This is a genomic window from Nostoc sp. JL34, from assembly GCF_017114945.1.
Lineage (GTDB): Bacteria > Cyanobacteriota > Cyanobacteriia > Cyanobacteriales > Nostocaceae > Nostoc.
This window is the reverse complement of sequence record NZ_JABXKQ010000065.1, coordinates 1-25,669: the sequence shown is the minus strand read 5'-3', so window position 1 is coordinate 25,669 and position 25,669 is coordinate 1. Positions and strand designations below refer to the sequence as shown.

Here is a 25,669-nt window from a genome sequence, read left to right as displayed (position 1 = left end):
TAAACTATTCCATTACCAATAATAATAATCATTTTAGAGGGGAATGAAGGGGAGAAAAGGGGTTGCCATCGGCAACCCCTTTTCTCCCCTTAAAATGATTATCATTCTTGAGAAATCCTGTCTCTTGTTTTCTTGGAATAATTTATTCTTTGGAAGTCCCTATATGGGAGAAACTTGCAAAAGTAACAAGCGCTGGAAGGGCATACACGCTTGCAAAGATTACATCGCCAGCTACCAGGATTTACATTATCGCTATGGGTTACTCTCCAGCAGTCAACGCCGCATTTTGGTGGGATGCTCCGGTTGCTCGACGCGCACGGCAAGAGTTGGAGTTGAACCTTATTTTGAAGTGGCGCAGTCCATTTAATAAGGAGAACTGGGAGTGCTGGGGGCAACCATTTGGATAAACTTTTTTTGTTAGAGTAGGAGACTTGTTAAAATGTCTGATAATTTACCTTTTCAAAATCCTGACCAACTACAGCAATGGCATCAGGGTATAAAAGATGCCAACCGCAATAATATTTTTTGTCACTGTTGTGCTTGCGGTTATGAATGGATGGATTCAGCATTTGATGTTACTTGTATTCAATGCAACAGCACAGATGTAGAAAGTATTTCATCTTGGCAGTTTCCAGATGACTAAATCTGCTCATCGAATAGTGCGATGGCGAAGTAAGTAGAGCGAGTGTGATTGTTGTTTTGAGCTAGAACGGCAAAACTAACTGGAGAGGTGAGACAAAGGCTTAATTACGTATGCGTCTTAGAAAATATCAAATGAGTTTACTATGCTTCCAACCTACCTCTAGCAAGTTTTACCGCTCTAGGTTTTGAGAATATAAGCGTTCGCATAACTGTACTATACACTTCAATAGCAGAATAGTTAGTAGATGATTATTGGTATTAATCATTTTGATTCTGGTTTACCGAACCACAAAATTCGAGTAAACCGTAATCTTTTTTGGGTTCTACTTAAGTACGGTAATCATCATATTATTAGGTGATGATCACCGAATTTACAGGAGTTTTAAGCATATTTATTATAAATACATAAGCACAAAACCAAGTGCAAAAACGATTAAACAAGAACTAATTAATGCGAGAAAGAGTTATGGCACTAGTTCGTTACAACCCCTGGCAAGAATTGAACGCTTTAGAACGTCACATCAATGGCTTACTTGGAGATAGCAGAGTAGCACCTGCACGGTTTGACAGAGATTTTCTCAAAGTTCCGGCTGCTGAGTTGCACGAAAATGATGATGCGATTCATCTCAGACTAGAACTGCCAGGACTGTCAGCTAAAGACCTAGATATTCAAGTCACCCAAGATGCTGTTCACATTAGCGGTGAGCGCAAGTCCCAAACTCAAACCGAAGAAAAGGGTGCTACAAGAAGTGAATTCTACTATGGTAAATTCCAACGTGTAATTCCTCTATCTGCTCGGATTCAAAATACTAATGTCACCGTAGATTATAAAGACGGTATCTTGAATTTGACACTGCCTAAAACCGAGCAAGAAAAGAACAAAGTTGTCAAAGTTAATCTTGAACAACATGCTGCATAGTTTGAAACTTCTCTACCGACAATGATTGATTGAGATAGCTAAAAGCCCAGTTATGAGATGACTGGGCTTTTTTGTATGCGATGTCTAATTTTTGGGCTATTTGGTGTCGCTTGGATTTCCTCTCTGCGAGACGCTACTTGCGTTCCCTTGATTGCGGTGAGGGCGATCCCAGAGCGAGTAAAATTCAAATTTTAGTGATGAAGACGAGCTTGACGCTCACGTAATTCACGAGCCTTTTGTTCACGAGCTTGGCGCTCACGCAATTCACGGGCTTTTTGTTCACGAGCTTGGCGTTCACGTAATTCACGAGCCTTTTGTTCACGAAGTTGCTGTTCATGCAATTGACGCTCACGAATTAGTTTAGCGTTATTAAAAGCAATCGTATTAGTATTTAAATGTTCATTGCGAAAATTCACAACAGAAGCATTAGCATGAGTTGAAAGAGCAGCAATTGAAACAGAAGCTAATAAACCACCAAGAAGAAGAGATTTTAAGCGGTTCATATATCCTTTAATCCTTGTTTTACTTAACTTGTATATTGTCAATATATTCTGCATAATCAAGAAAAGATATCTAGCAAATGTCACCACTTAAACATGACTAAAGTCACTAAGCGCGTCATCACTCCCCATCCCTAACTTCGAGTTGATAAATCCTTATTGATGGGTGTTCGTCCATCATCCACCAGGACTCAAGGTCGGAGTTAGTGTCCACACTCCACCTTGATAGTCCTTGGTATCTTTTGAGTCGTTTGCCAGAAGTGGTGACAGAAGCTAATCCCTTTTAGTATCAGTCATGGTGTTGGGGGTGGGCGATCGCTCTGAAAAAATTCAAGCGAGTCAAAGTTATACCTCAAGAGCGATCGCCCGATAGTATCTGCTTTCAACTGGAGCTTAATTCTTCCAGTAGATGAGAAAAATCATTAAAAATGCATATACTGCAATTATCAAGTAATGAATTAATAAGCCCCTAGTTTTAGATCTACTAGGAGCTTTTTTATTTATTATTCATTGGATTTAGTGGGTATATCACAAGAAGTAACAGCGTTCATCCTCAAGGCTATTAATAATTGGTTCTGTTGGTAGATGGAATGTCAATGTTGGGATTGGTATCGTGTATTTGTCGATGAAAAACATCTATCGAATTAAAACAATGAATATTCTTGCTTGGATTGTTTTAGGTCTAATTGCTGGTGCTATTGCAAAGGCTATCTACCCCGGTCATCAAGGCGGCGGAATTCTCGGAACAATCTTATTAGGAATTATCGGTGCTTTTGTTGGTGGCAGTCTGGGTGTATTCTTCAGTACAGGAACCTTGACATTAGCCGCCCCTACACTCAGCATTCCTGGTATTGCAGTAGCGGTTCTTGGCGCAATTGTGGCTGTTTTCTTGTGGAACTTGCTAAATCGTCGCAGTGCAATTTAAGAAATTAAATTGGAATCAATTAATCGTGAAAATCTCTTAACTCATTGCGCTATATTTTCTCCCTGAACTTAAATTATTTGAATAGCGCCTACCTGGATTTAGGTTGGCGCTAATATTATTTACGGCAACGTTTACAAGTTGCCTTAAGGGCGATCGCTCTGCTACCGTTCTCTGCCGTTATACTATCAGATTAACGGCAGAGAACGTCACAGCAGTCAAATAAGCACGGTTCAGCTTCCCTGCAACCTAACAGGAACACTAGCACATGAGGATCAATACCAGCTTAAAACAATCGTCCACAAGGAATTGTTCCACGACGAATCGCATGACCGCTGGTTTCGGAATCATCAGCCCAGAAGAACTGTTTAAGGTTGCTGGCGCATTCAGAATTGGGGGCAATGGCGATACCTTCGTTATTAATGTTTGCCATCGAACTTGGACGTTCGTAACCCTTGCTGATGATGAATTTGCCTTTCGTTGGTGAGCCAACGGTGGTATCTATGGCAAGCAGAGTTGAACGGTTACTGCAATTGTTGTCACAATAAGCCCATAAAGTTGCATTATCGCGGTCGAAGGATAAATCCATGATCTTTGTATTACCGCTGGCAATTGTAGCGATACGCCTATACGTAGAGTCGGAGTTGAGCGCGTAGGCATAAATTTGTCCATTCGCTTCCAGTCCAACGAAAAACAATCCCGTCCCGTGTAACGGATAATTAGCTGAGTTGTACGGCAAATTGGTACTTTCATCTATAAATCCATTAGCCTGCAAATAACTATCTGGCACCCACGCGATTGCTTCCAAGCCTAGATTAGTAGAGCTAACCGTCGGCAAATTAGAAGTTAAGTTCCATTCCTTAATAGCATTAAGGGTAGTAGCACTACTACTAGTGTCATAACTCAGTACACTGAAGCGGTTCGAGCCGCTGCCATCTCTCTCAGTAGAGATATAGATAGTCGTTGAAGAAAGCTCGGCTTTGGTCACGCCTTCTGCATCCGGCGCACCAGTCCCATTGGGATAACGTAACGTTTTTCCCGAACTCCAACTATTAGCAGTATTTTTGACAAAATTACTACCGTTCCAAACCAAGTTATAGAGTTTTGATGGTGAATTTTGCACCGCCCACAACAGGGCTTGTTGTGTTCCAGTCGCAGGGTCATAGAACAAACCGCTGAGATTACCACCGAACTGGTTGGAGCCATCGGCAGTGACTACAGTTGTGGTGCTAGGCCATACACTGTAGGTGACAGCGGCCGCTACCAATTTCGCACTCAATAAACTGATGCCACAGGCAAAAAACAGCTTTGTGAGCGCAAAGGAAGATATTGCTTTACATTTCATTGTTTGATAATCTCTCTTGATAATTAATGATTGAAACCCATGTGCCGTCCAATTTTCGATGCGTAGGTTGTTTGGATTACGCAGCATCACAAAAGTGGGGATGAAATCCACTCTAGCAATTGGGTATAACTAAAAAAATAACAATAGGTTAAAATTGGTTATTTTCACAAGTTTTCGCCACGCCAAAAAACTGCTTTTGGAATGTCCAAAATTGTCCCGAATGCAAGGGTAATTGAAGAAGACCGATCCAAGTGGCGAAAGAATAAAGCCATTGAGTAACATCGAATACGAACATTCTCTAGTACTTGCAATACAGCTGCATCGGTGAATAAATGCAACGCCACAGGTGTAGTGGATATGCGACGGGATGAATGATACTGTTTGAGCGATCGCTGCGTCTTCAATGTTGCTACAAGTAGGTGAGATAGGTTGTAGTACAAGATATGAGTCTATTCTCTAGTCCAACTTCAAGCGTTTGCACAACTAAGAGACATAATCTAACACTAATAAGAATTTAACCTACGTAAGCAGCACAGTTAGTTATTATCCTGTTGTGTTTTTAGCTCGGAATGCAAACTGACTACTGAACTTACAAGGTTAAATCAATAATAATGTTAGCTAATTTTTGGCGCAAAGTTTATCGTAATGGATGGTTGACAGGAGTAGTAATAATTTTACTAATTACCTTCAACACGCTATTTAGTGCAAAAGGTGCAACGACTGTTGAGGGTTTTGAAACTGGCTCAAAAGGCAGTTATGCTTCCTCTGATGTCACCCTCAGTACAGGTCTTTGGAATTTAGATGATGCCTTGATTGGTAATCTTACCAGTGATGCAAAAAGCGGTACACAATCTGCACGTATCCGCAACAGTGGTAAAGTCTCAATGAAATTTGACCGCAGCACTGGTGCTGGTACAGTTAGTATTAAACACGCTTCTTTTGGTTCTGATGGTAGTACCAATTGGCAGTTGTGGTGTTCAAGTAATAGTGGTAGTTCATGGTTACAAGTAGGTTCAACAGTCACAAGCAGTTCAACAACTTTACAGACTGCAACTTTTACGCCTAACATCTCTGGCACATCTCGCTGTGAAGTCCGCAAGAGTGATGGTACTACCAACAGAACCAACATTGATGATATTACCATCACCGATTATGGTACTTCAGGTGGCGGCGGTAGTACAAGTGTACACCTAACAATGGGTAATCCCAGTGGTGCTGGAACTTCCAGTCTAAACAATTATTTGCTGGATAAAGCACAGTATGCAGTTGGATACAATTGCTCATTAGGGCGATCCAATTGGGTATCTTGGCAGTTGAATAGTAGTTGGTTAGGAAGCACACCAAGACAAGATGACTTTCGTGCGGATACTACTTTACCAGCAGGATGCTATCAAGTTCAATCTACCGATTTTAGTGGTAGTGGATTTGATAGAGGACACATGACCCCTTCAGGCGACCGGACTAGCACAGTCGCGGTTAACTCCAGCACCTTTTTGATGAGTAACATGATTGCACAAGCGCCTGATAACAATCAGGGGATTTGGGCTAACTTAGAAGATTACGCTAGAACCCTGGTTAGCCAGGGGAAAGAACTATATATCATCTCCGGTGGATATGGAACGGGCGGGACAGGGAGCAATGGAACATTCAATACTATTGCTAGTGGTAAGGTTACAGTTCCCAATCGCACTTGGAAAATTCTTGTTGTCTTAGACACTCCTGGGTCTGGAGTCTCTGGTGTCACAACATCTACAAGGGTGATTGCAGTTAACATCCCTAACGCCCAAGGGGTTCGGACTGCTGACTGGAGAAACTATCGAGTTAGTGTTGATTCACTGGAATCTCTAACCGGATTCGATTTTCTATCACTTGTTTCAACATCTATTCAATCTGTAATAGAAGCGCGAGTTGACAGTTTGTAAGTTTCGCTAATTTCAAAAACGAGAAAGTCTGTCCATATTATGTGGGCAGACTTGCAATTTAGGCAAAACATTTTTAACACTATGCTTAGACATAATATGCCTTGATTTTTATTTCTAGTGATTTGCAATTTACCACTAAATTTCAACAACTTTTGTGGAAATTCCGGCTAAATCTCCAGATGACGTTTTACCAACAATATAGACATCAATACTTATCGTACCTATGCGATAAACCTGAATATCAGTCAGACTATCTTTTAATATTTTGATAAGTGATTGATACTTTTGCACATTTTGTTTTTGTATTTCATTTTGCCATTCTTTTTCTACAGCACAGTTACGAAATATATAATCTAGTTCTACTTCTTCAATTGATGTTTCTAGAGAATGTCCTGTTAACTGGAGAAGTTTTTGAGCGGTCATTGATTCTTGCGCTTGATTAGACCACAAAAAAGCTTCAAACGGATACTCTGATTCACTTATCATTAGCAAACCATCGGAGGCTTGTTTAATTTTTTCCGTAATCTCGTTAGTCATAAAATTTATTTATGGTTATGAGCATTGATTTTTGAGCTTGCCAATCAGAGAATTAAGATTGATTTGAGTAGGCCAACCTTGAGGAAGATTTGCAGAATTATATCCTCTGTCTTTCAATCCTTGAATAAATTGGTTGCGGATGTATGTTGTATCAAAAGTCCCAAGCCCATCAAAATAAACATCAGTTAGGTGAGCAGGGTCTAAAGCCATTTCACCTTTATAGACTGCACCATCATTTGAATCATCCCAACCCCAAGGGGTATTAGCAGAATTTGTACTGCAAGTTGGTGTACCAGCGCCACACCCACCACTCGAATCTCCCTTGAAAGTTCCCCAACTAGCAAAAGTCAACGCAGAAGAACTTGATAAAGAAGCTTCATTTAATTGATGTTGCCACATTCCATTAATAGTAAACACATCAAGCAATTGATACTGTACATCTCGGTCATTCCCCGAAGCAGGAAGTTCTGCTGTAGTACCATTCGGATAGTAAATAATCCCATCCTCGCTACTTGCACCCTTAAAGTTTCCAGCATAAGGCCAAGCTTTTAATCCATGACCTTTAGCTTCTTGAGTCGTCAATGGGTGCAATGAACCACTGTAACTATTCATTGTTAGTGTACCATCAATACTTTCTGCACCATTGCGTAAAGGACTACCAGTTGGAGTGTAAGAGTAGAAATCGTTATGAAATACAGTGACAACGCCTTCTAATTTCCCAAAAGCTGAACCGTCCTTGCGGACAATTGTAAGTAAACCCTCTAAATCATTTTCGTGTTCTTGATCAAAAGGAATATCAGTCCAGTCTTGAGGATGGTAAAAAGAATATGTAATGAACCAATGAGTACAAGTTTCAGCTACAGAATAGTAAGCATGAGCAGAAAGTGGAAAAAGGATTAGGTTATCCCAGTTATTTGTACCTCGCCAATCGTTATCGTAATCAAATCGTGTAATGTAGTCTCCACTATACTTGGTGCTGTCTGTGTCTTGATAGTGAATAGGAGCATGATATAACGCTAAAGCTAAATCAGTGGTGGATTGAGCAATTACTTTTGTCTCGGTTAAAATACTAATTACTATTGCTACAAGCAGTCCAAAAGCCACAAGAAAAAGTTTTTTGAAATTCATTCAGTTTCACCTTTGCTCATCAACAAGACTCAGTATAAAAGCCAATATTTAAGAATTGGTAATGACTCAGGTGATTCGGGCGATTATAAAGTTAAGATTTGTGTTGATACTCAATTATTAGCGAGATGATTATGAATAAGAGACTTTCAATTCAAAAAATCTATTTCATAACAAAAAATTCCCTGAAGTTTTCTTTATTGATAATATTCTCAACAATCCTGATTTGGCAGCACCCAGCTTTTGCTTGGAATAAGGCTGGACACATGGTTTCAGGAGCGATCGCTTATAGGGAACTCTCGCAGAATCATCAAGAAGTAATTGAGAAAATGATTGCCATTTTGAAGGAACACCCTGAATACTCTAAATTTGAGCAGCAGTGGAATTCCCTCAAACAATCTAATATTTCTGATGAAAATAAAAATTTGTACTTATTTATGTGGGCGGCAAAATGGCCAGATGAAGCTCGTGGCAATAAAACATTTGATCGCCCAACTTGGCACTACATAAATTTCCCTTATCAACCAAGCAATGCCTCAAACTCAATTCCTCGTCAAATTCCCGGTGAAGAAAATATTATCTATGCTTTTCAAAAAAATCTTGATATTGTTCAAAGTAATGCCACTAACAGCGAAAAAGCAGTTGCAATATGCTGGCTATTCCATTTGATAGGAGATGTGCATCAGCCATTGCATACTACCAAATTAATTACTAACCAGTATAAAGAACCAGAAGGTGATAGAGGTGGTACACGTTTTTATATTAGAGTTAACCCAGATGGTCAAACAATCAGTTTACATAAATTCTGGGATGACCTCATACTAGGCTCAGAAAATTTTCAAACTGTTCGCAACACTGCAACCAAGATAAGAGCCAACTATCAACGCAGTAAATTGCCAGAGTTAAGAGAAACTCAGTTTAATAATTGGGCAAAATTGGAGAGTTTTAGGATAGCAAAACAAAAAGCATATCTCAATGGCAAGCTTTCTGGCAGTAGTGATAAAAACGATGGAAAGCCGTTACCGCCAAATTATGCTGCTACCGCCAAACCAATAGCAGAACGCCGGATGAGCTTGGCAGGCTACCGTCTAGCTGATGTGCTTAATAAACTGTTTAGTAAGTGATAAAAAATACATAATCTCTTTTGATATCCACTTATAGACATAATGGAATAGATATATGCTCCAGAATTTCTAGAGGTGTCAGTATGACTGTTATCACTCCTGATCGTTTCCTCGTAGAGGAAAGCCCTTCTCACGCCGCGCACGAGCCAAATCGCACCCTCTGGATCAGTGAAGCAGGAGGGCTTACCCTGTTTGGCGCGTTCATCGAAGTTCTGCAACCTGGCTCTCGTTCATCTATCAAGCATTGGCATAGTGCTGAGGATGAAATGGTCTATGTCCTCGAAGGCGAGATCACGCTCATTGAAGGAGACACAAAGACTGTATTACGTCCTGGCGACGCTGCAACTTTTCAAGCAGGAGTGGCGGTAGGTCACTTCCTTGAGAATCGCAGCGCCTTGGCAACGCGATGCCTAATAGTCGGCAACCGAGCGGCAGTAGACACAATCACGTATCCTGACCTTGATCGTGTATGTCACCGCGATCGATCCCTGCCAGACGACATCTGGATAAATTAACCCAAGTAGAAACTACATTAGTTTATCAAAACAGCATTGCCATACATCAAATGAAATGGTGGATGTATTTTCGTCATCAACAAAAATTACAAACTATTATTCACTTATTTTTACAACATTTTCAAGCTGTAGGGTTGATGAACTTACTTACTGCTCTTAAACTTACATATTTTATAATGGAAATATGCAAAGTTCATAAATCGCGTGACACAGAAACCACCAAACATAATGCTATAAAATACTGGACAGAATTATTGAAAATCAAACCGCCACAATATCCTTATCTTGGTTAAATTACCTATTTTTCTAGGCTAACTGCTTCAATCACGTTGCAATACAGTTCGGTTAAAGAGAAAAGGGAAATCTAGAACCAATTACTGCTCAAGAGAAATATTGTCCGAGTAGATATGCCATCCAAAAATAGGGCTAATGCAGTTATTTAATTTGCCAAATATGTATAATGCTATCCTCATTGCTACTAGCAAGGGTTTTACCATCCCGGCTCAAAGCAAGCCCTAAAACAGAACTGAAACCATCTTGAAAGGTATGCAACGGCTTTAAAGTCTCTAAGCTCCACAGTTTAATACTGCCATCATAATTGCCGCAAATGAGAATTTTTCCATCGGGGCTGATGGCAAGAGATTCAACTGAATTAAAATTATCACTAAAGTCATGCAGCAGTTTTCCAGTTTGAAGATTCCATAACTTCAGGGTACTAATTGCACGATTTCGAGAAACTAGCTGACCAAAACTACCAGTAACAAGCTTTTTGCTATCTGGAGTAATGGCAATAGCATCAACTCCAGTTTTGTGTCCTTTGAGAATATGGCGTGTTTTTTTGGTTTGTAAATCAATCAGCCTAATTGTATTATCATCGCCACCCCCAGCACTTACAAGGGTTTGCATATCAGGGCTAAATGCAACTTTACTCACAAATCCTGAGTGTGCAGCAATAGTATCAAGCAGTTTAAGCGTGTGTAAATCCCAAAGCTTGATTGTGCCATCGTCACTGCCACTAGCAATCAACCTACCATCTGAACTAATCGCAACGGTTTCTACCGGTTGGGTATGTCCACTGTCGCTGTCAAGCATAAGGAAAGTGCGTAAATCCCAAACCTTCATTGTTGGGGTGGTTATCCCACCAGTTACAATTTGCTTACCATCTGGACTAATAGCTATTGAAGTAATACCATCTGAGTGAGCGTCTAAACTACGCAGTAATTTCCCAGTACGTAAATTCCAGAATTTAATTGTATCATCTCTACCTGCACTAATCAGGGTTTGCCCCGAAGAGCTAATCGCAACTGCTCGAACACCAAAAGTCACTTTTTTATGCCCAGTCAGTGTGTGAACAAGTTGAATCTGTAGTTGGGACTGAGTAATTGTACTCTTGCCTATGGGAAGATTTGAACTAGAAGAATGTACATCAATACCAGTGATGTTTACTGCAATTGCTAAAACTATAATGACTGGTCTGGATTTGAGAAAATGCAATAATTTCATGGTGCCAAGGAACGCAATTACATAACATAGTTCCCATTGGATGGGACGCGATCGCTTATAAATAGAGCAAATCAAATCTTAGTTAATCAATTGGTTCTTCCACTCTCATAACTTTTCAAACATTCTTTTACTGGTGGCTTGGTGCAGGAATTTTCCACTCTGTAATTCCGTCCTCTGTTGCACTAAACAAAGTCTTGCCATCCCTACTAAATACCATTGCCCCCGACCAGTTGCTAACATCGGGCAGAGTTGCTTCCATATTTCCTGTTACCAGATTCCAAACCCGATATGGTTTATATCCTCCACCAGTAATTAAAGATTGCCCATCAGGACTAAAGGCGATGGTGATCTGCGGAAAATAGAAGCCCCCAAAATCCTGCAACAATTTTTCTGTTGTCAGGTTCCACACTTTTACTTGCTTGGCACTACCACTAGCGAGTAACTGACCGTCACGACTAATGGCTAAAGCAGATACTGCACCATAATGTCCAGTCAAAGTGGTGCGCTTTCGTCCAGTTCCCAGATCCCATACAGTGATGCGATTGGAGTAATCGCCACTAACCAAAGTCTTGCCATCTGGAGTCAGCGCCAAAGTTATTACAGCATTCGGTGTTTGTGCCAATGTGCTTGTTAATTTTCCAGTCGCCAAATTCCATATCTTAATGGTGTTGTCGGAACTGGCACTCACAATTGTTTGCTGATTGGGTGTGATCACCAGTGCATTTACAACTTCAGAATGCCCTTTGAGCGTAAATTTGAGTTTTCCAGTCGCTAAATTCCACACCTTAATGGTCTTGTCTAAACTCCCACTCACCAAAGTCTGACCATCAGCAGAAAGCGCAAGGTCATAAATATCATTCGCGTCTCCTTTGAGAGTTAATTGCGGCTGCTGACTTGGCAGATGCCAGACGCTAAAGCTTTTGCCACCGCCGCCCACTAAGGTGTGACCATCAGAAGAAAGGGCGATCGCTTCTGCTACTCCACTTAACTTCCGTACTACTGTCAAATCGCAATACTGGGAATGAGGCTGCGACAACTTGCAGATATTCGTTGCTCGGTAACTGCTCCACAAATATGCTCCGACTTGTATCAAAAAAATTATAATCGCTACACCACGCAGCAACCATATCTGTTTTTTGCTCAACCAGTTGTCTAACATTAGCTCTGTTCTCTTTTCGGTAGGTAGTTGAATTGATCGCAAACAGGTTATGGGGTATAGGGTGTGGGATGTAGCGAAAGACTCTTCAAGTCACAAGCTGCATTAGTTGCTGCTGTATCTTCCCCACCGGAGCTGTGCGATTTTGTCAGATCCGCTAAACAACGTGCGATCGCTTCCAAAATTTTCTCGCACAGTCCGATCAGTATCAACGCTAATAATCTCATTTTCATAATGCTCTTTCCCTATCTGACATCACCTATTACCAGGGTTTTGATGCTTCTGAGTTTGAGCGTAGAAACAAATTTACTTGTTTATACAAAATATTTAATCTGATTTCGACTAGGGAGAGTTGACGTTTCAAAGGAAGTAACAGAGCATTCAGGCTGATTCAGGATTTTTCTAGAACCAATTACTGCTCAAGAGAAATATTGTCCGAGTAGATATGCCATCTACGTTGGTTTGGAGTTGAGCCAGGAACGTTATTGACTCTTCGCAGCTTATAGCTACCACGAAAACGCTGTGGAGTTCCATTGCTAGTAACACTCGTAACAGTAACGGGAATTTCAATATATAGCGAGCCTGCTGCCCCTTCTAAAGAACCCGGTTTTCCGACTTCTTCAACAATGGATACGATGTTAGCAAAACTCTGCTGAAATTCCTCAAATGATTGCTTACTGGCAGTACCATCTCCATCCCAAGCCAAGTAAGCTTGTTTATAGTCACGACGTGCGATGGCATCGTAATAATCATGAATCAGTTGGACTGCTTGTTGTTCTTGGGACTGGTTATTGTCAGGATTTTGTGTGCCAGAGGCGGGTGGAGAAGATGGATTAGAGGTGTCCGAAAGATTTGCCAGCGTTGGGCGATTGCCAGATGCTAGTTGTGATCTAGCAGAGTTATTGCAAGCTGTAATAGACATAGCAAGCAATAAAACTCCAATGACTGTATAACCTTGTTTTAACCAGATACAAAAAGAAAAGTTGATATTCAACAAAGCTATCTCCTGTGGAATCCGCACTCTTTACTGATAAATTCAGCATACTTGAATTTATTGGTTACAGCCATTGACAATTCAATTTAAGATGAATAGTAATACTTTCAGCCAATAAGCCCCTAGTGTGGGCGACGCTATTTTTACCCCAATCTATGAATCTTCAAGAAGTCAAAAATCAATTTCCAGAAGTAGTAGGTGAGATCGAGACACTTGAAAGACTAGCGATATTAGGAACAAGGTAGTTGGGTTCATCAAATCCGATATCGTCCAACCGAACCTGGAAAGGAATGGGCGCGGAGGGTAGCAGCGATCGCCATAAATTTAATTTTTGGCATTTCTACATACTCGAATTTGTGGAATTACAACAAACCAATTCTCCGAAATTTCTCCTGTTATATCATCTCTCTTAGTATGGTGATATACATATCGGACTGTTACTTCACCAGGCTGAAACTGGAACTGTCCAGGGAAAATACCTTTATGCTTAAGAAGTTGTGTTCCCCTCTTTGATAGACAACCAATTTCATCATTATTTAGTGTGAAAATTCTCCAAGCATTATTATGGTTATTTGCTCTTAACTCAAGAATATCACCCTCACATAAATTTTTAATAACATTTTGTCTATTTTGAGTACTTTGATATCCTAAATAAACATTACCTGGAGCTAAATCAAAGTAACGCATTAACTGAGGAAGTTGAGTTTCACTATAATCAATAACCTCTGAAGTTAAACCAGCTTGCTGTACAAATAAATTCTGCTGAGTAGAACAAACAATTAATTCTTCTTTGGCGCGAGTCATAGCAACATAAAAGAGTCGTCGTTCTGATTCCATCTCATTACAATTAGTTTTAAATCCATCACCTAAAAGTATGGTTTTACGGAACTCCAAACCTTTTGAAGCATGACAGCTAGTGACTAAAACTGAGTTCTCTTCTAAGAATGATTCACCATTTCCATTAAACTCAAATATAGCAGTCAATATTTCATCAATACTAATAGGTAGTACAATATCTTCAGACCCATAGCCTCGTTCTTTATCTAAATCTCTAGCGATATTTATTAAGATTTTAACAGTAGGTTCTGTTAAGCTACGACCAGTACGTTCAAAAAACGCCTCAAATCTTCTCTGAACTAATTCTTCAGAATTTAAAACTAGACTATAGTCTTTCTGCAAAGCATTAATTAGTAGACGAGTACAACGGTTTTTTAGTAGTGGAATAGTATTATTTTTCAGTGCATAAGTAGATATACTTTCTCTTTCTAAAAGCAAGCGGATAGGACTCAAATCATCCCAACGACTAGCTAAAATAGCGATTTAATGAGGAGCAATCCCTACGTTGACCCAAGATTGAATTTTGTCTTTAACCCATCCTGCTTGTTGTGATAAATTATTGAACTTTAAAGCGGAGACTGCCTCTCCTCTCAATCCTTGGCGTTCAGAGTTAATACGAACTTGCTCTTCTGGAGCCTGTTTGCAGCGTATTAAGTTATTTTGTATAAGACAATTAGCAGTTTCAATAATATTTTCTGTAGAACGGTAATTTTCGTTAAGTAGTAATCGTTTTGCTTTATACTCTTCTTGGAATTGGAGGATATATCTAGTATCAGCACCTTGAAACGTAAAAATATTTTGGTCATCATCTCCAATAACACAGAGATTAATTTGTACCGACTGGGTTTTATCCTCAGATTGATTTAAGCCAGAAATTGACTTAATTAAACGATATTCTTTCTCAGTGACATCTTGGTATTCATCAACAAATATATATTCTAATTTTCCTAATAATTGAATTCGCCGTGCCTGAGTATCTTCATCTGCATCTTCAAATTCTTCGCCTTTTTCAATTAATTCGCAAGCTTCAACCAAAAGCTGATCAAAATTTATTGTCTGAGTTCCTCTGTATTCACCTACCGTCCGTCCCAAAAGTGATAAGGCTAAACCGTGGAAAGTAAAGACCCGAATTCGTGATGCTTGTTCGCCAATCAGATTACGCAACCGCAACCGTAATTCTCTAGCTGCATTACGGTTGTAAGCTAAAACAAGAATACGCTTCGGCTCAACTCGCTTAACCTTTGTAAGATAAGCAATCCGGTGAACAATAGTTTTTGTTTTACCAGAACCAGGGCCTGCTATCACTGCCATTGTTGGGTGTGAAGCTAAAACAATGTCTTTTTGAGCAGGGTTAAGCGGTTCTAGAATACGGTTGTAATCTTCTGGAAGAATCGGTCTGGTAATCTCTTGTGCCAAAAATTGGTACTTTGAAACGAATTCTTCTTGATTTGTACCAAAGTAATCACGAACAAATTGCTGACGCTGTTCATCTAACTTTAACTGACCATACTTCACCATGTAATGGGTGCGACGAGTTTGTTCATCATAGTGAGCTTCAACTTCAGGGTAACGGCGTTTTACTCTGGAAACACTTGCGTTTTTTATTACACGGACTTTCAGCGACTGTTGAAAGAGATTAAGCCCATCACTTAATCGAATGATTTTTCTCTGGTGGAGCCACAAAAGAATAACTTCTAACTCTTCATTATTCCAGTCAAGTTGGCTTTTTTGGGTAACTTCTTTAGCAAGTTTACCTAATTCGTACTTCAGAGATAATCTCGCCCCTGTTGTATCTTTCAATGCTTGATATAAAACTTCCAATACTGTAGTTGTGAGAATTTTATGCTCAGGTAAATGCTCTGCAACTTCCATCTCTCCTAAGCGAACCACATCACTAGAAATTCTACTTAACTTTAGCCATTTTTGAGCAACCCAACCTTCCAAAATATCTATGATGTTAGATGCTCTGATTTTTTTACTATTGTCTGGGTCAAGTCGAGAAGCAAGTCCACGCAGATTTATTTGTATTTCATTTTCATTACCAAACAACTCATTAAGCACTTGGAGTAATTGGTCTTCTAACTGGCGAATGCGTTCATGATTATTACGGGCATCTCCTCTTACACCCTTAGTAATCACAAGTGTAATTGGTATTTCAAAAGAACAGACTTCAGCCTTTTGCAGTTCCCGGATTCTAGCAGTCAGGTCATGTAAGCTAATTCCAGCTTCATCACTGAGGCGGTCGAGGGGGAACGGTTCATCATTACTATTACAATAAGCTTTCGCAATATGCATTGCCTGAATCAGCCGCTCAAAGTTATCTGCTTCAAACCGGGATAAATCCTTCATCCGGCTGTATTTTTCAAACTGCTCTATAGACTCAGCAAAGGTATTATGGCTTAGTTCAAATTCGATAAAGCTTGAAAAGTTCTCGGCTCGTTCTAATAAACCAAATTTTTCTAAGTAATGTAACCCTGCTTTAATCTTAGTATTTTGCTGCTCTGATTCTTCACCAAACTCTTCATCAAAGTCGCCCAGTTGAAAAATTTCATTGGTTGTCACCCAAAACCAATCATCTCTAGCACTGCCAAAAGTGAGATTGCGGATATGTCTGGTGGAGATCAAGACATTTTTCAAATCTTGTTCGCTCAGTTGGTTCAAACTTTGCAAACGAAAAACTGTATCAGCATCTTTTGGATCAAAGAGTAAAGTACAAATTGATGGTTTTTTGCCGTCGCGTCCTGCTCGTCCAGCCTCTTGGATATAACCTTCTAAATTGGCGCTCATGCAATGGTGAATGACAACGCGTACATCTTTACGGTTTATGCCCATACCAAAAGCACAAGTTGCAGTAACTACATTTAATTTACCTGATTTGAATTCTTGCAAAACTTGTTGTTTTTGTTCTTTTGCAAGTTTCCCATGATAGTATTTAGCTTCAATGTGACTTTGTTTGAGAAGTTCTGCCAGCTTTTGAGCATTTTTGCGGGTAGTAGTATAAATCAGAGTACTACCACCTAGTTTAAGATATTCTTTTACTTGATTCAACAAAACTTGCTCTTTATTCCCTGCTACTGGAATCACATTGAAAGTTAGATTATCTCTTGGTGTTGCCCCATCAATTGTACGATTTATATTTAGTTCATGTTGGGCAAATAGCTCTTTAATATCTTCAATAACAGCAACTGTTGCTGTTGCTGTCATTAAAGCTAACAAAGGCATTGCAAGCTGCCGCTCTTGATATAATTCATGAATAAATTTCGGGATATAACGGTAATCGGGACGAAAATCATGGCCCCATTGGCTAACACAGTGAGCCTCATCAATCACCCAAAGAACCGGAGGGCGCTGTTCTAACAATGCCCGAATACTCATTGACCGCAATTGCTCAGGGCTGATGTACAGCAACCCTTTGGAACCAGAACGCAGTTCTGATAATCGCTGACGACGTTCTGCTGCTGAGAGATTACCATTAATGAAGGTGGCGAAGAAAAACCCAGCTTGTTCTAAATCTGCTACCTGATCTGCCATTAGTGCTTGGAGCGGCGAAATGACAACAGTCAGCGCTTTGTGCCTTTCGTGGAACATGAAAGCTGGTAATTGATAGCATAAAGATTTACCACCACCAGTAGGCATGAGAACAAGCGGACGCTCATTATTAATAATTGCTTGGACAGCTTCTTCTTGCAAAGGTCGAAAACTGGGAATTTCAAAATATTCCAAGTAAGAGCTGATAGCGAATTCATCTGTACTTAAAGGACGCAAATTCTCAAGTATAGCTTGGAAACCATTTAAATGTCTGAGCCAATCACAAAAAACCTGCTTCGATTCATTGACATTGCACTCATAGTTCCAAGCCAGTAATCCCGCCACGCATAATCTTGTCTCAAAATCATAAGTTTGTGGACTAGACCATACCTGCTGCAAATAGGATTGATTTATTCCCTTTAGCATTGTCTCTGGCAGCATTTCTATGGCGGGTTGTTCAATCTTCAAACCAAGGCGATCGCTGAAAAATTGTTGATATGCAAGGTCTGCATCTTCGCAACCACAAGTCAGGAGCCAAATATATACCTGTTGTACTTCATCAGGCTTTTTAAATAGTGCTTCTAATTGTTGACCAAGTAATAATCGGGTTGCCTGCGCGTCTTCTAGAGGATTATTACTTGAAAATTCACTTTGCTTATAGTCTTTATTTAGCTTATGCGAATGCTGTAGGGGGAAAGCGAGTATTGATAGTTCTAAAGTGTCAATTATATGCCAAGAAGATAATTGAGGTTCTTGCTCAATCAGATAAGAGTAATCAAAGCGGCGGAAGTTGTGACCGCATACTGCTAAATTACTATTCTTCAGCTTCCTCATTTCTTCGTAAGCTTGATTTAGATTTTCTTGATAAAAATCTTTTGTTAAATTCAGAGATACCAATCCGATGCGGTATATATTATTTTCACTATTAATTTCTAAGTCTAAATAAGCATAAAATAAGTCAATATTTGATAAATCTTGCATGAGAATCCCTGATTAGATTGCTTTTTCGCAATTTCATTTCTAAAAAATTACTAATCCAACTTACCCTGACTTTGTTCAAAAATTTTAGCAACAAGTATTTATTTGTCAATAAATAGTACAAAGATACTACTTATACAACTCATGTATGCGTTGCCAATTCTGTTGTGTAATTTGTAGCGTTCGGCTGATGAATTACAATCAAAATCTTCAAAACAGGGTCTTGTTTTCAGTTTTCCCTCAACAGTAGCTTTTCTAACACAAAAGCTCCCAAACCGAATCTTCGCGCCAGATTTCCCACCAACACGCTACTCATCACTGCAACAAGCCACACCAACAGGGCTTTCGGTAATCTTGGGATAATCAATCGATTTGGGAGACGATGGACTAGCGATCGCTACTTCCTCTATCCCCAGATTCCCACTCATCAGCAGCCCATCACCAGCAATCATGTCCTCTGCCCTGCCAAGGAAGAAGCTCAAATTCGCGGATGCCATCTGTGATACGCTGGCTTGTGCTGACTTCTAAACTTTGTAATGCCAACTTCAAGATTATTCGTTTTTTGCGTAAAGCACGAAACTTGAGGTGAATAGTATTATATAACGGTATCTACTATGGATAAACTGGGGACAACGCTAATTGTCTCCTATATAATTTACTTCTATCAAAAACTGCTCTAGCTTTCGTCTAGGGCAGTTTTATATTGCACGGTGAACTGATTTCAACTGTGCCCAATAGTGAATCATCTAACAGTAGCTAAGAGCAATCGGAATTTTGGCACAGCCCATTATTTACTCGCTTCTAGAGAAATATTGCCCTAAATCCCGAAAAAGCGTATATCCTAGATTTATTTTGTATAAATCCTTACTTTTAGCAGCCCAGCCATGCCCCAAGACTTTTCCGGTCAAAATCTCAGAGGTCGTTCTTTTAAAGGTCAAAACTTGGCTGGGGCAAACTTTAGTGATGCGGATATTCGAGGAGCAGATTTTACGGATGCTATTCTAAGAGGGACTAACTTTAGCAATGCAAAAGCTGGACTGCAAAAGGGTTGGGTTAGTTTTCTAGTTTGTGTTTCGTGGTTGCTCTCTGGAATTTCAGGATTTTTCTTAGCCATCACTGGAGGCTTGATAGTTTCTATATTTAATAGCTCAACTTTAGAGACTAAGGTTTCAGGCTGGACTGCCTTAGTCGTTGCCCTCATCGGAGCCGTCGCCTTAGCCTTAGCCTTCGCTTTCACCGTCGCCCTCATTGTTGCCTTTGCCTTAGCCTTGGATTTAGCTGGGGTCTTTTCCTTCGCCGTCGCCATCGCATTAGCCGTTACCTTAGTGGTTGCCATCGCTCTCGTCATCGCCTTAGTCTTCGCCTTTTCCTCCGCCGTCGCCTTGCCCTTCGCCATTACAGTTGTTCTTGGTCTGCTCGTCACTGTCGCATTAGGACTGGACTTAGCCGAAGCCTTAATCTTCGCCATTGCCTTGGCCTTGTCCGTCACTGGAGCCGTTGCTGGAGCCTTAGTCTTCGCCATTGCCTTGGTTTTCATCTTAGCCAGAAGTGGAGCCGAATCCATCGTCTTCCTCGCAGCGGCAGGTTTGTCCTTCGTCGTCACCTTCGCCATCGCTTTTACCGTAGCTATACTTAGTATTTACATTGCTAGGAGGGCAATGAAAGGAGATGAAAAATACGCCATTATTCGCAACGTTGCTGTTGTTTTTGCAACCTTTGGTGGTACAAGCTTTCGCAGTGCTGATTTAACTGATGCTAATTTTACAGGAGTCATACTTAAAAGTACGGATTTTAGAAAAGCTATTCTGACTCGTACTTTTTGAGCGAGAATATCCATAGTTAAAGTTAAGTTCTGTATCTGTAACCAGCTTATCGTTTTAAAAGTTCCCATATCAAATTCTTAGTTCAAGATGGATTTTGGGAATTGAGCTTTGCTGGCATCACCGTGCCAAAACGGGAAAATTGTACGCTAAGGCTAAAAGCCTTGTCCAGCAAGCATCTTAGCCCCTCGGTTTTCTACAGCACCCGTGAGCGGCTGTTTACCCTCAATTGATTGGTGCAGAGTACTACCAATACTCTGCACCATCTCCCAAGACTAATTCGAGTCAAAAGTGATAAATGCAGGTATGCCATTTGCTCAAAACAAATAATTTTTATAGCGTTGAGGTTAGCATCAGTTCCTTAGAGTACAATTTTCCCGTTTTGGCACAGTGATGCCCAGCCCCACGATTCTGAGCGCGGCTATTTGGCTTCAATGCAAGAGATAGTGGCTTTGTCCCCGGTTGTTGTGGTGGATCTGGAGGTATGGGTGCTGGTGGCAGCACTGATTTAGCTCTCTCAATTCCCACAGGAATCAAAATAATTGGGTATTGACTCATAAATTAGACTAAAAACATATTCAAAAACTCAATCACAACATTTTCAGGTTGCTCAAAGCATTCTTTAGCTGCAAACCTAACTGTAGGAATACCTTCTCGCAATAGCACCCTATCTCGCACATAATCTCTGGTTATTTGTAAAGATTCTTGATGGTGATTACCATCTACCTCCAATATCATGCACTTACCTTTATAAAACGCCAAAAAGTCAACTTCAATGCGTCCTGTAAGCCAACCGCTTGCATCAGATATAGGAGAACCTTGTCGTCCAATTCGACCCCACGCATTAGCAAAGAATAAGACACCTTTGTTATCCAGTTCTTCAGCAATTTTGATTTCGGGTTTGGAGCGAAAGTACATTCCTCCCCATTCATACAAAGGGTTTACATCAGTCTTAACTTCTCGTCCAGAGTCAGTATCATTATGTGGCGTATCTTTTCCCGGTACAGTCAAGGCACTTCCGCGAGTAAACTGTTCTACCTGCTCTTTGTAAGAACTATCAAAAAATAATCGCCACCAGTGCTTAGTACCATGTCCATCACGCTGATCTGCATAAGCTAAGTGTAAATGTTCATTAATTTCTACATAATATCCAGGTGTAGTTTTTGAATACAAATACCTGTTAATTTTTGTTCTTAAGTTTTTATCATTGTCATTTTTTCTAGAGATTACAACTAGTAAATCTAATAGCTTACTTGTCTGCAATTCTAAATAATACGGAAGTTTTCCCCCGATCGGTACAATAGAATTACCTTTGACTTGATGCTCTATTCCCTGAACCATTTTAATTCATCATCTCTATTGCTACGTTTAGACGTAATGAGAAAGTATCTCAGTCTAGCTATTATTTGTTATCTTGAGAGGGTACTTCTTCGATAGCCAAAGAACGAATCAACTCTCGAATCACATCGGTTGCTGGTCGTCCTGTGATTGAGCAGTATTTTTCTAATTTTTCTGCTTCCCCTGATGCCAGATTAATTGTGAGTCGTTTAGTCGCCCATTTCTTATTCACTGATTTAATCAACTCAAATTAAAACTACTTCTCTAATATCAATCATTCAAACTGTTATCACAATGATAAAAGTAATGATATTAGCCTCAAGAAGCTGTAAAGTAAACATTAATAAGTGTAAAGCCGTAGTGAAGAGTTTAAATTTAGTTTAAGTGATGAAGATTAAGTAATTTAAAGGCAATAATTATGAGTAGAACATAAGCTAAAAGTTTTTCTGTAATTAAGCATTCAGTGTAAATACATGGTAACTAGCAGCTTACCGACTGGATTGCTAGAGGCAATTTTGAACCAATCTGAGTTAAACCACGGGCTGCGCCTACACACATTTACCCGCATTTCTCACAAGCTCCTTTGCGTTTGATGATGAGTAATAGTAAATACTCAGTAACAAGTAATGAGTAATAAGTGAAGACTTTACTCACTACTCACTACTAATTACTCCTCCATTCGAGGTATGGTAAGAAATCCGGGATTTAGTGGTTTGTGTTTTTGCGCTAGCTTTCAGGTTTATATAAAGTAACTCGAAGCCAAATATATACATACTACAGTAATAGATTAGTTAGCTCCTGTAGAATTGCAATGTCAAACCCGTACAGTAATAAAAAAAAGATTCGAGGCTGGAAAAAGCAGATTAGAAAAATTAACTATTGGAAGAATTACAATCTCACCCTAGATACAGCAAAATTGCACAAGTCTCAACGAGATTATGTCAAGATCACTATTGACCCCTGGTATCGCTTAGTAAAAAGAAATCCTCCCATTTGGTACAAACGATTAATACTAGAGGCTTTAATAGAGATTTATTTAAATTGGCACAAAAAACTTCAGGAGTGGAGAGAGCCTTTTTACTTAAAGATATGGTTGTTTGACCATCATTTTTTTAACTCTCAAGTTGTAGCAGCAACTGGAGATTGGATTGTTGGATATAACAATACTTTTACAAAGAGCAACGAAAAGAGAGCATTTCCATTTGAAAAATATAAAATTAACAACTTCAGTCTTGAAAATTTTCAGTGGGAACTCCACGCCGAAGAGAGTTATTTTTATGAAAAGATTGACCAGCTAAGTGAAGCAGAAATTAACAAAATCAAACAAAAAGCTTACAGGTCAGGTTTTCTCCAGAATGGTGATAGGTACTTTGCTATTAAAACAGGAGATGTTTGGATTGGAACGTTACACACGCTATATTAGGGCAACCATCAAAACTGTTTATACTAAACGCTCTGCGCCATCGCTTAATTAGTTGTAAACTTTCTTACATAATCAGGAGATTAATTAAGTAGTTAACTTTGCATACTATTTTATTTGATACTTTCAAAACCGATAGGGCAGCTAAAATTACCTTGTTTAAAAATAGGTCTGGGAGGATAAGCTAAAGTCTGTTTTTCGGAGCGGCACATTATTGAAATAGTAGTTTTATTTTTTTGCTCGTAAGCAACTGCACCTATCAGGCTGTTGAAGCCCTGTTTAGTCAGTCCTAATTGAAATACATCAGTTGGGAATTCTTTTATCGGAGTTGCATATATAAATGACTTATCCTTACTCATGTCTACGGTATATCGATAGCGGCTTGTAGCTGTTGGTGCATCTCCATCTCCAAGTTCTAACAACCTATACGATTGAGCAAAAGCTGATTTCTCCGAGAAATATGCTTGTTGTGCATTAATAAATCTTCCAACTGTAGCTTTACTGCTATCACCACAGCCACAGCTTGGTGGAACTCGAATGAACATAATCGGAATCCCAAGTAATAATCCTCCAGTTCCAATAATTAACAAGATTTTTTGAAAAATATTGTTGCTATGGTTACTTGGCTTATTTACATTAGACATATACAACTTTAAAACTAATAGTGCATATTTCATAAATAGCCGCATTCTACCCTTCATTGGGATAGTATTCATACTGAGTTAAACTGTTTTAGGCAAAACGATAAAATTTTGTTATCTTCATCAGCATGATTGAACAGAGATATATCTAATCTCTCTTTTGTCACTTTCAGGAAATCAAAATTGAAGCTAAACGATGAAACCTAGATTTAATAGGAAGATTAGCGATCGCAAACTAATAGAAAATTCCAAACAAAGCTCTATAAGTAAAATTCTATCTGGGCAAGGGTTACAGATTATTTTCTGCCGAAAGTGACAAAATAGGAATGAGAAAACCTTTAGCTGGCATGGCAGTAAATATAATAATTGTCTAATTTACATTTTATGTAAATTAAAGGTACAGCGGCTTATCTTTTAGTACCTCTAGTCTTCCGGTCAAAGCAGTAATTCATATTTAAATTGGACAACCTCAAAGTTAGCATCGTCAAAGTAGTACTGCCCCTGAGCTTGAAATATGCGCTTAAAAAGTTCTGGAATGCTATTAGCAATAATTACAGGATCTGAAAGCTGATTGCTCTCTAAAATCGGCTGCCCCAAAAGTATGCAACATTCGCGCTTGTCAGTATTAAAGAAGTAAGCAATACAACGACCATCTTCAAGATCCATCAGATGAGTTGCATAACAGGTAAAAGATTTTGGTTGAGAAATTTCGTAAATTTTATGACAATTATATTGAGGAATTTGCCAAAAATGACTACTATTAGGGTAAAGTGTCGCACCATCGAATCGCTCTAGCATTTCGATATGTTCTTTGCCAACTCCCTCACCATAGCTGCGAAAGTCAGACCAGTTAATCGGCGGTTGTGTCAGGTGCTGCTGTTGAACTTCGTCGAGTAACTGTGCAAAATCATTGTTACATTCGCGCACTGCCCAACCAATTTCAGGTTGTAAAGTTTGCGATTGAGAATCTTGACGAACGCCAATGAAACCAGCGAGTAGTTCTAAAGAATATCCTTTCTCACCTGCCATTTGAAGACGAAATGGAGCTTGAGAAAGTCCTAAAGGCAAGCTATTAGCACTAATACCGCGAGTTTCGTGGCTGAATGTTTGTTCGGAGGATGATGACCCGTTAGGCAAGGAGCAGCGATCTATTTCCAAAACGGGATTTCTGAGTGAGGGAGCTTTAGTTACTGAATGTTTAATATAAGGAAATAAATCACTCAACCAGCCAGTAATTAGTTCACCGCCATAAACAGCTTTAGGCTTGTAGATGCTGCGCCAAAACAAGAGCGATGGTCTACCTGAAGCTGTTTCCACAAATTCTCGGCAAATTGGCATTAAGCGATCTGTCCACCAATCCAAGTCATACTCAGCCATGATTTGGATGCGAGCGCAAATACTTTGCCAATCTTCTACAGTACCCAGCAGTGTAATCTCAGGAATACCGCAAATGCAATACATTAGGTAGTCAAAATACTTTTGGAAGGTATTCATCATCACGACATGACTGGCTGTGCGAGTGATGGGTGTTGTAGTACTGAAGTTACACTCTATCAATCGATACAGGTCAGACCCTACATGGTCGCGGATAAGCAATGCCCAGTTTTGAACTGCCTCACTCCAGTGCTGGGTTTGTTGGGGGATTTGTAAAGCCTTAACTACCAGTTCTTGCTTGCCTTGGTGACGAACAAAACGCGAACGCAAAGTTTCTGCATTATTGTTGATATGTTGAGCAAATCCTTGAGCTAACGTTATCCAAATGATGTCAGGTGTTAATAATAACGGGCGATGTTCGCTAAAAGCAGCATGAACAGCAAATGCCAGCGAATGAATACCTTTGTCTTGAATTAAGTAAGTCGTGGTGAAATTTTATAAGTATGTAACAAAAAATTAAGCAGAAGAA

The 25,669-nt window shown here is 39.6% G+C and carries 26 protein-coding genes; 9 read left to right on the top strand and 17 right to left on the bottom strand.

Annotation, left to right across the window (positions count from 1 at the left end):
• Positions 1 to 163 precede the first annotated feature (163 nt).
• From HWQ44_RS13520 to HWQ44_RS13510, 3 genes are all read left to right on the top strand, one after another.
• Positions 164 to 367, top strand: a complete 204-nt coding sequence (locus HWQ44_RS13520; RefSeq protein WP_366931378.1) for a hypothetical protein — start codon at positions 164 to 166, stop codon at positions 365 to 367.
• A 72-nt stretch (positions 368 to 439) separates the two neighbouring features.
• The gene (locus tag HWQ44_RS13515; protein WP_292719283.1) at positions 440 to 643 is read left to right on the top strand and encodes a hypothetical protein; all 204 of its coding nucleotides are present in this window, start codon (positions 440 to 442) and stop codon (positions 641 to 643) included.
• A gap of 465 nt (positions 644 to 1,108) precedes the next feature.
• Entirely contained in the window at positions 1,109 to 1,561 is a 453-nt protein-coding gene (locus tag HWQ44_RS13510; protein WP_292719281.1) for an Hsp20/alpha crystallin family protein, read from the top strand.
• Positions 1,562 to 1,752: 191 nt separating this feature from the next.
• Here HWQ44_RS13510 and HWQ44_RS13505 read toward each other — a convergent pair whose 3' ends face one another.
• Entirely contained in the window at positions 1,753 to 2,064 is a 312-nt protein-coding gene (locus HWQ44_RS13505; RefSeq protein WP_292719279.1) for a hypothetical protein, read from the bottom strand.
• Positions 2,065 to 2,713: 649 nt separating this feature from the next.
• Here HWQ44_RS13505 and HWQ44_RS13500 point away from each other — a divergent pair.
• A complete protein-coding gene (locus HWQ44_RS13500) occupies positions 2,714 to 2,986 on the top strand; it encodes a GlsB/YeaQ/YmgE family stress response membrane protein (RefSeq protein ID WP_099068138.1) in 273 nt (90 codons plus the stop codon).
• Between the two features lie 283 nt (positions 2,987 to 3,269).
• Here HWQ44_RS13500 and HWQ44_RS13495 read toward each other — a convergent pair whose 3' ends face one another.
• Complete coding sequence (locus tag HWQ44_RS13495) at positions 3,270 to 4,439, bottom strand: hypothetical protein (RefSeq protein WP_292719269.1); 1,170 nt, start codon at positions 4,437 to 4,439, stop codon at positions 3,270 to 3,272.
• Between the two features lie 53 nt (positions 4,440 to 4,492).
• Positions 4,493 to 4,768 (bottom strand): hypothetical protein, encoded by a 276-nt coding sequence (locus tag HWQ44_RS13490; protein ID WP_292719268.1) that lies wholly within the window; start codon positions 4,766 to 4,768, stop codon positions 4,493 to 4,495.
• Between the two features lie 171 nt (positions 4,769 to 4,939).
• Here HWQ44_RS13490 and HWQ44_RS13485 point away from each other — a divergent pair, with 171 nt between their 5' ends.
• Positions 4,940 to 6,250, top strand: a complete 1,311-nt coding sequence (locus tag HWQ44_RS13485; RefSeq protein WP_292719266.1) for a DNA/RNA non-specific endonuclease — start codon at positions 4,940 to 4,942, stop codon at positions 6,248 to 6,250.
• 135 nt (positions 6,251 to 6,385) lie between these two features.
• Here HWQ44_RS13485 and HWQ44_RS13480 read toward each other — a convergent pair whose 3' ends face one another.
• Both HWQ44_RS13480 and HWQ44_RS13475 read right to left on the bottom strand, forming a co-directional pair.
• Positions 6,386 to 6,787: a nuclease A inhibitor family protein gene (locus HWQ44_RS13480; protein ID WP_292719264.1), complete on the bottom strand. Its 402-nt coding sequence runs from the start codon at positions 6,785 to 6,787 to the stop codon at positions 6,386 to 6,388.
• 15 nt (positions 6,788 to 6,802) lie between these two features.
• A complete protein-coding gene (locus HWQ44_RS13475) occupies positions 6,803 to 7,915 on the bottom strand; it encodes a hypothetical protein (RefSeq protein WP_292719262.1) in 1,113 nt (370 codons plus the stop codon).
• 197 nt (positions 7,916 to 8,112) lie between these two features.
• On the opposite strand from HWQ44_RS13475, the gene HWQ44_RS13470 reads away from it, so the two are divergent.
• Positions 8,113 to 9,036: a S1/P1 nuclease gene (locus HWQ44_RS13470; RefSeq protein ID WP_292719260.1), complete on the top strand. Its 924-nt coding sequence runs from the start codon at positions 8,113 to 8,115 to the stop codon at positions 9,034 to 9,036.
• Between the two features lie 83 nt (positions 9,037 to 9,119).
• The gene (locus HWQ44_RS13465; RefSeq protein WP_292719258.1) at positions 9,120 to 9,551 is read left to right on the top strand and encodes a cupin domain-containing protein; all 432 of its coding nucleotides are present in this window, start codon (positions 9,120 to 9,122) and stop codon (positions 9,549 to 9,551) included.
• 435 nt (positions 9,552 to 9,986) lie between these two features.
• On the opposite strand, the gene HWQ44_RS13460 is transcribed toward HWQ44_RS13465, so the two are convergent.
• The 7 genes from HWQ44_RS13460 to HWQ44_RS13430 form a co-directional block, all read right to left on the bottom strand.
• Entirely contained in the window at positions 9,987 to 11,054 is a 1,068-nt protein-coding gene (locus HWQ44_RS13460) for a WD40 repeat domain-containing protein (protein WP_292719256.1), read from the bottom strand.
• A gap of 127 nt (positions 11,055 to 11,181) precedes the next feature.
• Positions 11,182 to 12,213, bottom strand: coding sequence for a WD40 repeat domain-containing protein (locus tag HWQ44_RS13455; RefSeq protein ID WP_292719254.1), 1,032 nt, complete (start codon positions 12,211 to 12,213; stop codon positions 11,182 to 11,184).
• Between the two features lie 47 nt (positions 12,214 to 12,260).
• Entirely contained in the window at positions 12,261 to 12,443 is a 183-nt protein-coding gene (locus tag HWQ44_RS13450) for a hypothetical protein (protein WP_292719252.1), read from the bottom strand.
• A 179-nt stretch (positions 12,444 to 12,622) separates the two neighbouring features.
• On the bottom strand, positions 12,623 to 13,231 hold the full coding sequence (locus HWQ44_RS13445) for a hypothetical protein (protein WP_292719250.1): 609 nt from the start codon (positions 13,229 to 13,231) through the stop codon (positions 12,623 to 12,625).
• Positions 13,232 to 13,528: 297 nt separating this feature from the next.
• Positions 13,529 to 14,494 (bottom strand): 3'-5' exonuclease, encoded by a 966-nt coding sequence (locus HWQ44_RS13440; protein WP_292719248.1) that lies wholly within the window; start codon positions 14,492 to 14,494, stop codon positions 13,529 to 13,531.
• Positions 14,495 to 14,524: 30 nt separating this feature from the next.
• Complete coding sequence (locus HWQ44_RS13435) at positions 14,525 to 18,550, bottom strand: RecQ family ATP-dependent DNA helicase (RefSeq protein ID WP_292719246.1); 4,026 nt, start codon at positions 18,548 to 18,550, stop codon at positions 14,525 to 14,527.
• 305 nt (positions 18,551 to 18,855) lie between these two features.
• Complete coding sequence (locus HWQ44_RS13430; protein ID WP_292719244.1) at positions 18,856 to 19,044, bottom strand: hypothetical protein; 189 nt, start codon at positions 19,042 to 19,044, stop codon at positions 18,856 to 18,858.
• 387 nt (positions 19,045 to 19,431) lie between these two features.
• On the opposite strand from HWQ44_RS13430, the gene HWQ44_RS13425 reads away from it, so the two are divergent.
• Complete coding sequence (locus HWQ44_RS13425) at positions 19,432 to 20,370, top strand: pentapeptide repeat-containing protein (RefSeq protein ID WP_292719242.1); 939 nt, start codon at positions 19,432 to 19,434, stop codon at positions 20,368 to 20,370.
• A 330-nt stretch (positions 20,371 to 20,700) separates the two neighbouring features.
• Here the strand turns inward: HWQ44_RS13425 and HWQ44_RS13420 are convergent, their stop codons facing one another.
• The 3 genes from HWQ44_RS13420 to HWQ44_RS13410 all read right to left on the bottom strand — a co-directional run bounded on the left by HWQ44_RS13420 (position 20,701) and on the right by HWQ44_RS13410 (position 21,937).
• Entirely contained in the window at positions 20,701 to 20,925 is a 225-nt protein-coding gene (locus HWQ44_RS13420) for a hypothetical protein (RefSeq protein ID WP_292719240.1), read from the bottom strand.
• Positions 20,926 to 20,928: 3 nt separating this feature from the next.
• Complete coding sequence (locus HWQ44_RS13415; RefSeq protein ID WP_292719238.1) at positions 20,929 to 21,708, bottom strand: DUF559 domain-containing protein; 780 nt, start codon at positions 21,706 to 21,708, stop codon at positions 20,929 to 20,931.
• 61 nt (positions 21,709 to 21,769) lie between these two features.
• Entirely contained in the window at positions 21,770 to 21,937 is a 168-nt protein-coding gene (locus HWQ44_RS13410; RefSeq protein ID WP_292719237.1) for a CopG family transcriptional regulator, read from the bottom strand.
• A 684-nt stretch (positions 21,938 to 22,621) separates the two neighbouring features.
• Here HWQ44_RS13410 and HWQ44_RS13405 point away from each other — a divergent pair.
• A complete protein-coding gene (locus HWQ44_RS13405) occupies positions 22,622 to 23,128 on the top strand; it encodes a hypothetical protein (protein ID WP_292719235.1) in 507 nt (168 codons plus the stop codon).
• Between the two features lie 110 nt (positions 23,129 to 23,238).
• On the opposite strand, the gene HWQ44_RS13400 is transcribed toward HWQ44_RS13405, so the two are convergent.
• Both HWQ44_RS13400 and HWQ44_RS13395 read right to left on the bottom strand, forming a co-directional pair.
• On the bottom strand, positions 23,239 to 23,769 hold the full coding sequence (locus tag HWQ44_RS13400) for a type IV pilin-like G/H family protein (protein ID WP_292719233.1): 531 nt from the start codon (positions 23,767 to 23,769) through the stop codon (positions 23,239 to 23,241).
• 432 nt (positions 23,770 to 24,201) lie between these two features.
• Positions 24,202 to 25,590, bottom strand: coding sequence for a DUF4419 domain-containing protein (locus tag HWQ44_RS13395; RefSeq protein ID WP_292719311.1), 1,389 nt, complete (start codon positions 25,588 to 25,590; stop codon positions 24,202 to 24,204).
• Between the last annotated feature and the right edge of the window lie 79 nt (positions 25,591 to 25,669).

What these genes read in the sequence shown, in the direction of transcription:
- HWQ44_RS13520 (WP_366931378.1), top strand. Translation starts at nt 164, where the DNA reads ATGGGAGAAACTTGCAAAAGTAACAAGCGCTGGAAGGGCATACACGCT.
- HWQ44_RS13515 (WP_292719283.1), top strand. Translation starts at nt 440, where the DNA reads ATGTCTGATAATTTACCTTTTCAAAATCCTGACCAACTACAGCAATGG.
- HWQ44_RS13510 (WP_292719281.1), top strand. Translation starts at nt 1,109, where the DNA reads ATGGCACTAGTTCGTTACAACCCCTGGCAAGAATTGAACGCTTTAGAA.
- HWQ44_RS13505 (WP_292719279.1), bottom strand. Translation starts at nt 2,064, where the DNA reads ATGAACCGCTTAAAATCTCTTCTTCTTGGTGGTTTATTAGCTTCTGTT.
- HWQ44_RS13500 (WP_099068138.1), top strand. Translation starts at nt 2,714, where the DNA reads ATGAATATTCTTGCTTGGATTGTTTTAGGTCTAATTGCTGGTGCTATT.
- HWQ44_RS13485 (WP_292719266.1), top strand. Translation starts at nt 4,940, where the DNA reads ATGTTAGCTAATTTTTGGCGCAAAGTTTATCGTAATGGATGGTTGACA.
- HWQ44_RS13480 (WP_292719264.1), bottom strand. Translation starts at nt 6,787, where the DNA reads ATGACTAACGAGATTACGGAAAAAATTAAACAAGCCTCCGATGGTTTG.
- HWQ44_RS13475 (WP_292719262.1), bottom strand. Translation starts at nt 7,915, where the DNA reads ATGAATTTCAAAAAACTTTTTCTTGTGGCTTTTGGACTGCTTGTAGCA.
- HWQ44_RS13465 (WP_292719258.1), top strand. Translation starts at nt 9,120, where the DNA reads ATGACTGTTATCACTCCTGATCGTTTCCTCGTAGAGGAAAGCCCTTCT.
- HWQ44_RS13460 (WP_292719256.1), bottom strand. Translation starts at nt 11,054, where the DNA reads ATGAAATTATTGCATTTTCTCAAATCCAGACCAGTCATTATAGTTTTA.
- HWQ44_RS13455 (WP_292719254.1), bottom strand. Translation starts at nt 12,213, where the DNA reads ATGTTAGACAACTGGTTGAGCAAAAAACAGATATGGTTGCTGCGTGGT.
- HWQ44_RS13450 (WP_292719252.1), bottom strand. Translation starts at nt 12,443, where the DNA reads ATGAAAATGAGATTATTAGCGTTGATACTGATCGGACTGTGCGAGAAA.
- HWQ44_RS13435 (WP_292719246.1), bottom strand. Translation starts at nt 18,550, where the DNA reads ATGCAAGATTTATCAAATATTGACTTATTTTATGCTTATTTAGACTTA.
- HWQ44_RS13430 (WP_292719244.1), bottom strand. Translation starts at nt 19,044, where the DNA reads ATGGCATCCGCGAATTTGAGCTTCTTCCTTGGCAGGGCAGAGGACATG.
- HWQ44_RS13425 (WP_292719242.1), top strand. Translation starts at nt 19,432, where the DNA reads ATGCCCCAAGACTTTTCCGGTCAAAATCTCAGAGGTCGTTCTTTTAAA.
- HWQ44_RS13420 (WP_292719240.1), bottom strand. Translation starts at nt 20,925, where the DNA reads ATGAGTCAATACCCAATTATTTTGATTCCTGTGGGAATTGAGAGAGCT.
- HWQ44_RS13415 (WP_292719238.1), bottom strand. Translation starts at nt 21,708, where the DNA reads ATGGTTCAGGGAATAGAGCATCAAGTCAAAGGTAATTCTATTGTACCG.
- HWQ44_RS13400 (WP_292719233.1), bottom strand. Translation starts at nt 23,769, where the DNA reads ATGTCTAATGTAAATAAGCCAAGTAACCATAGCAACAATATTTTTCAA.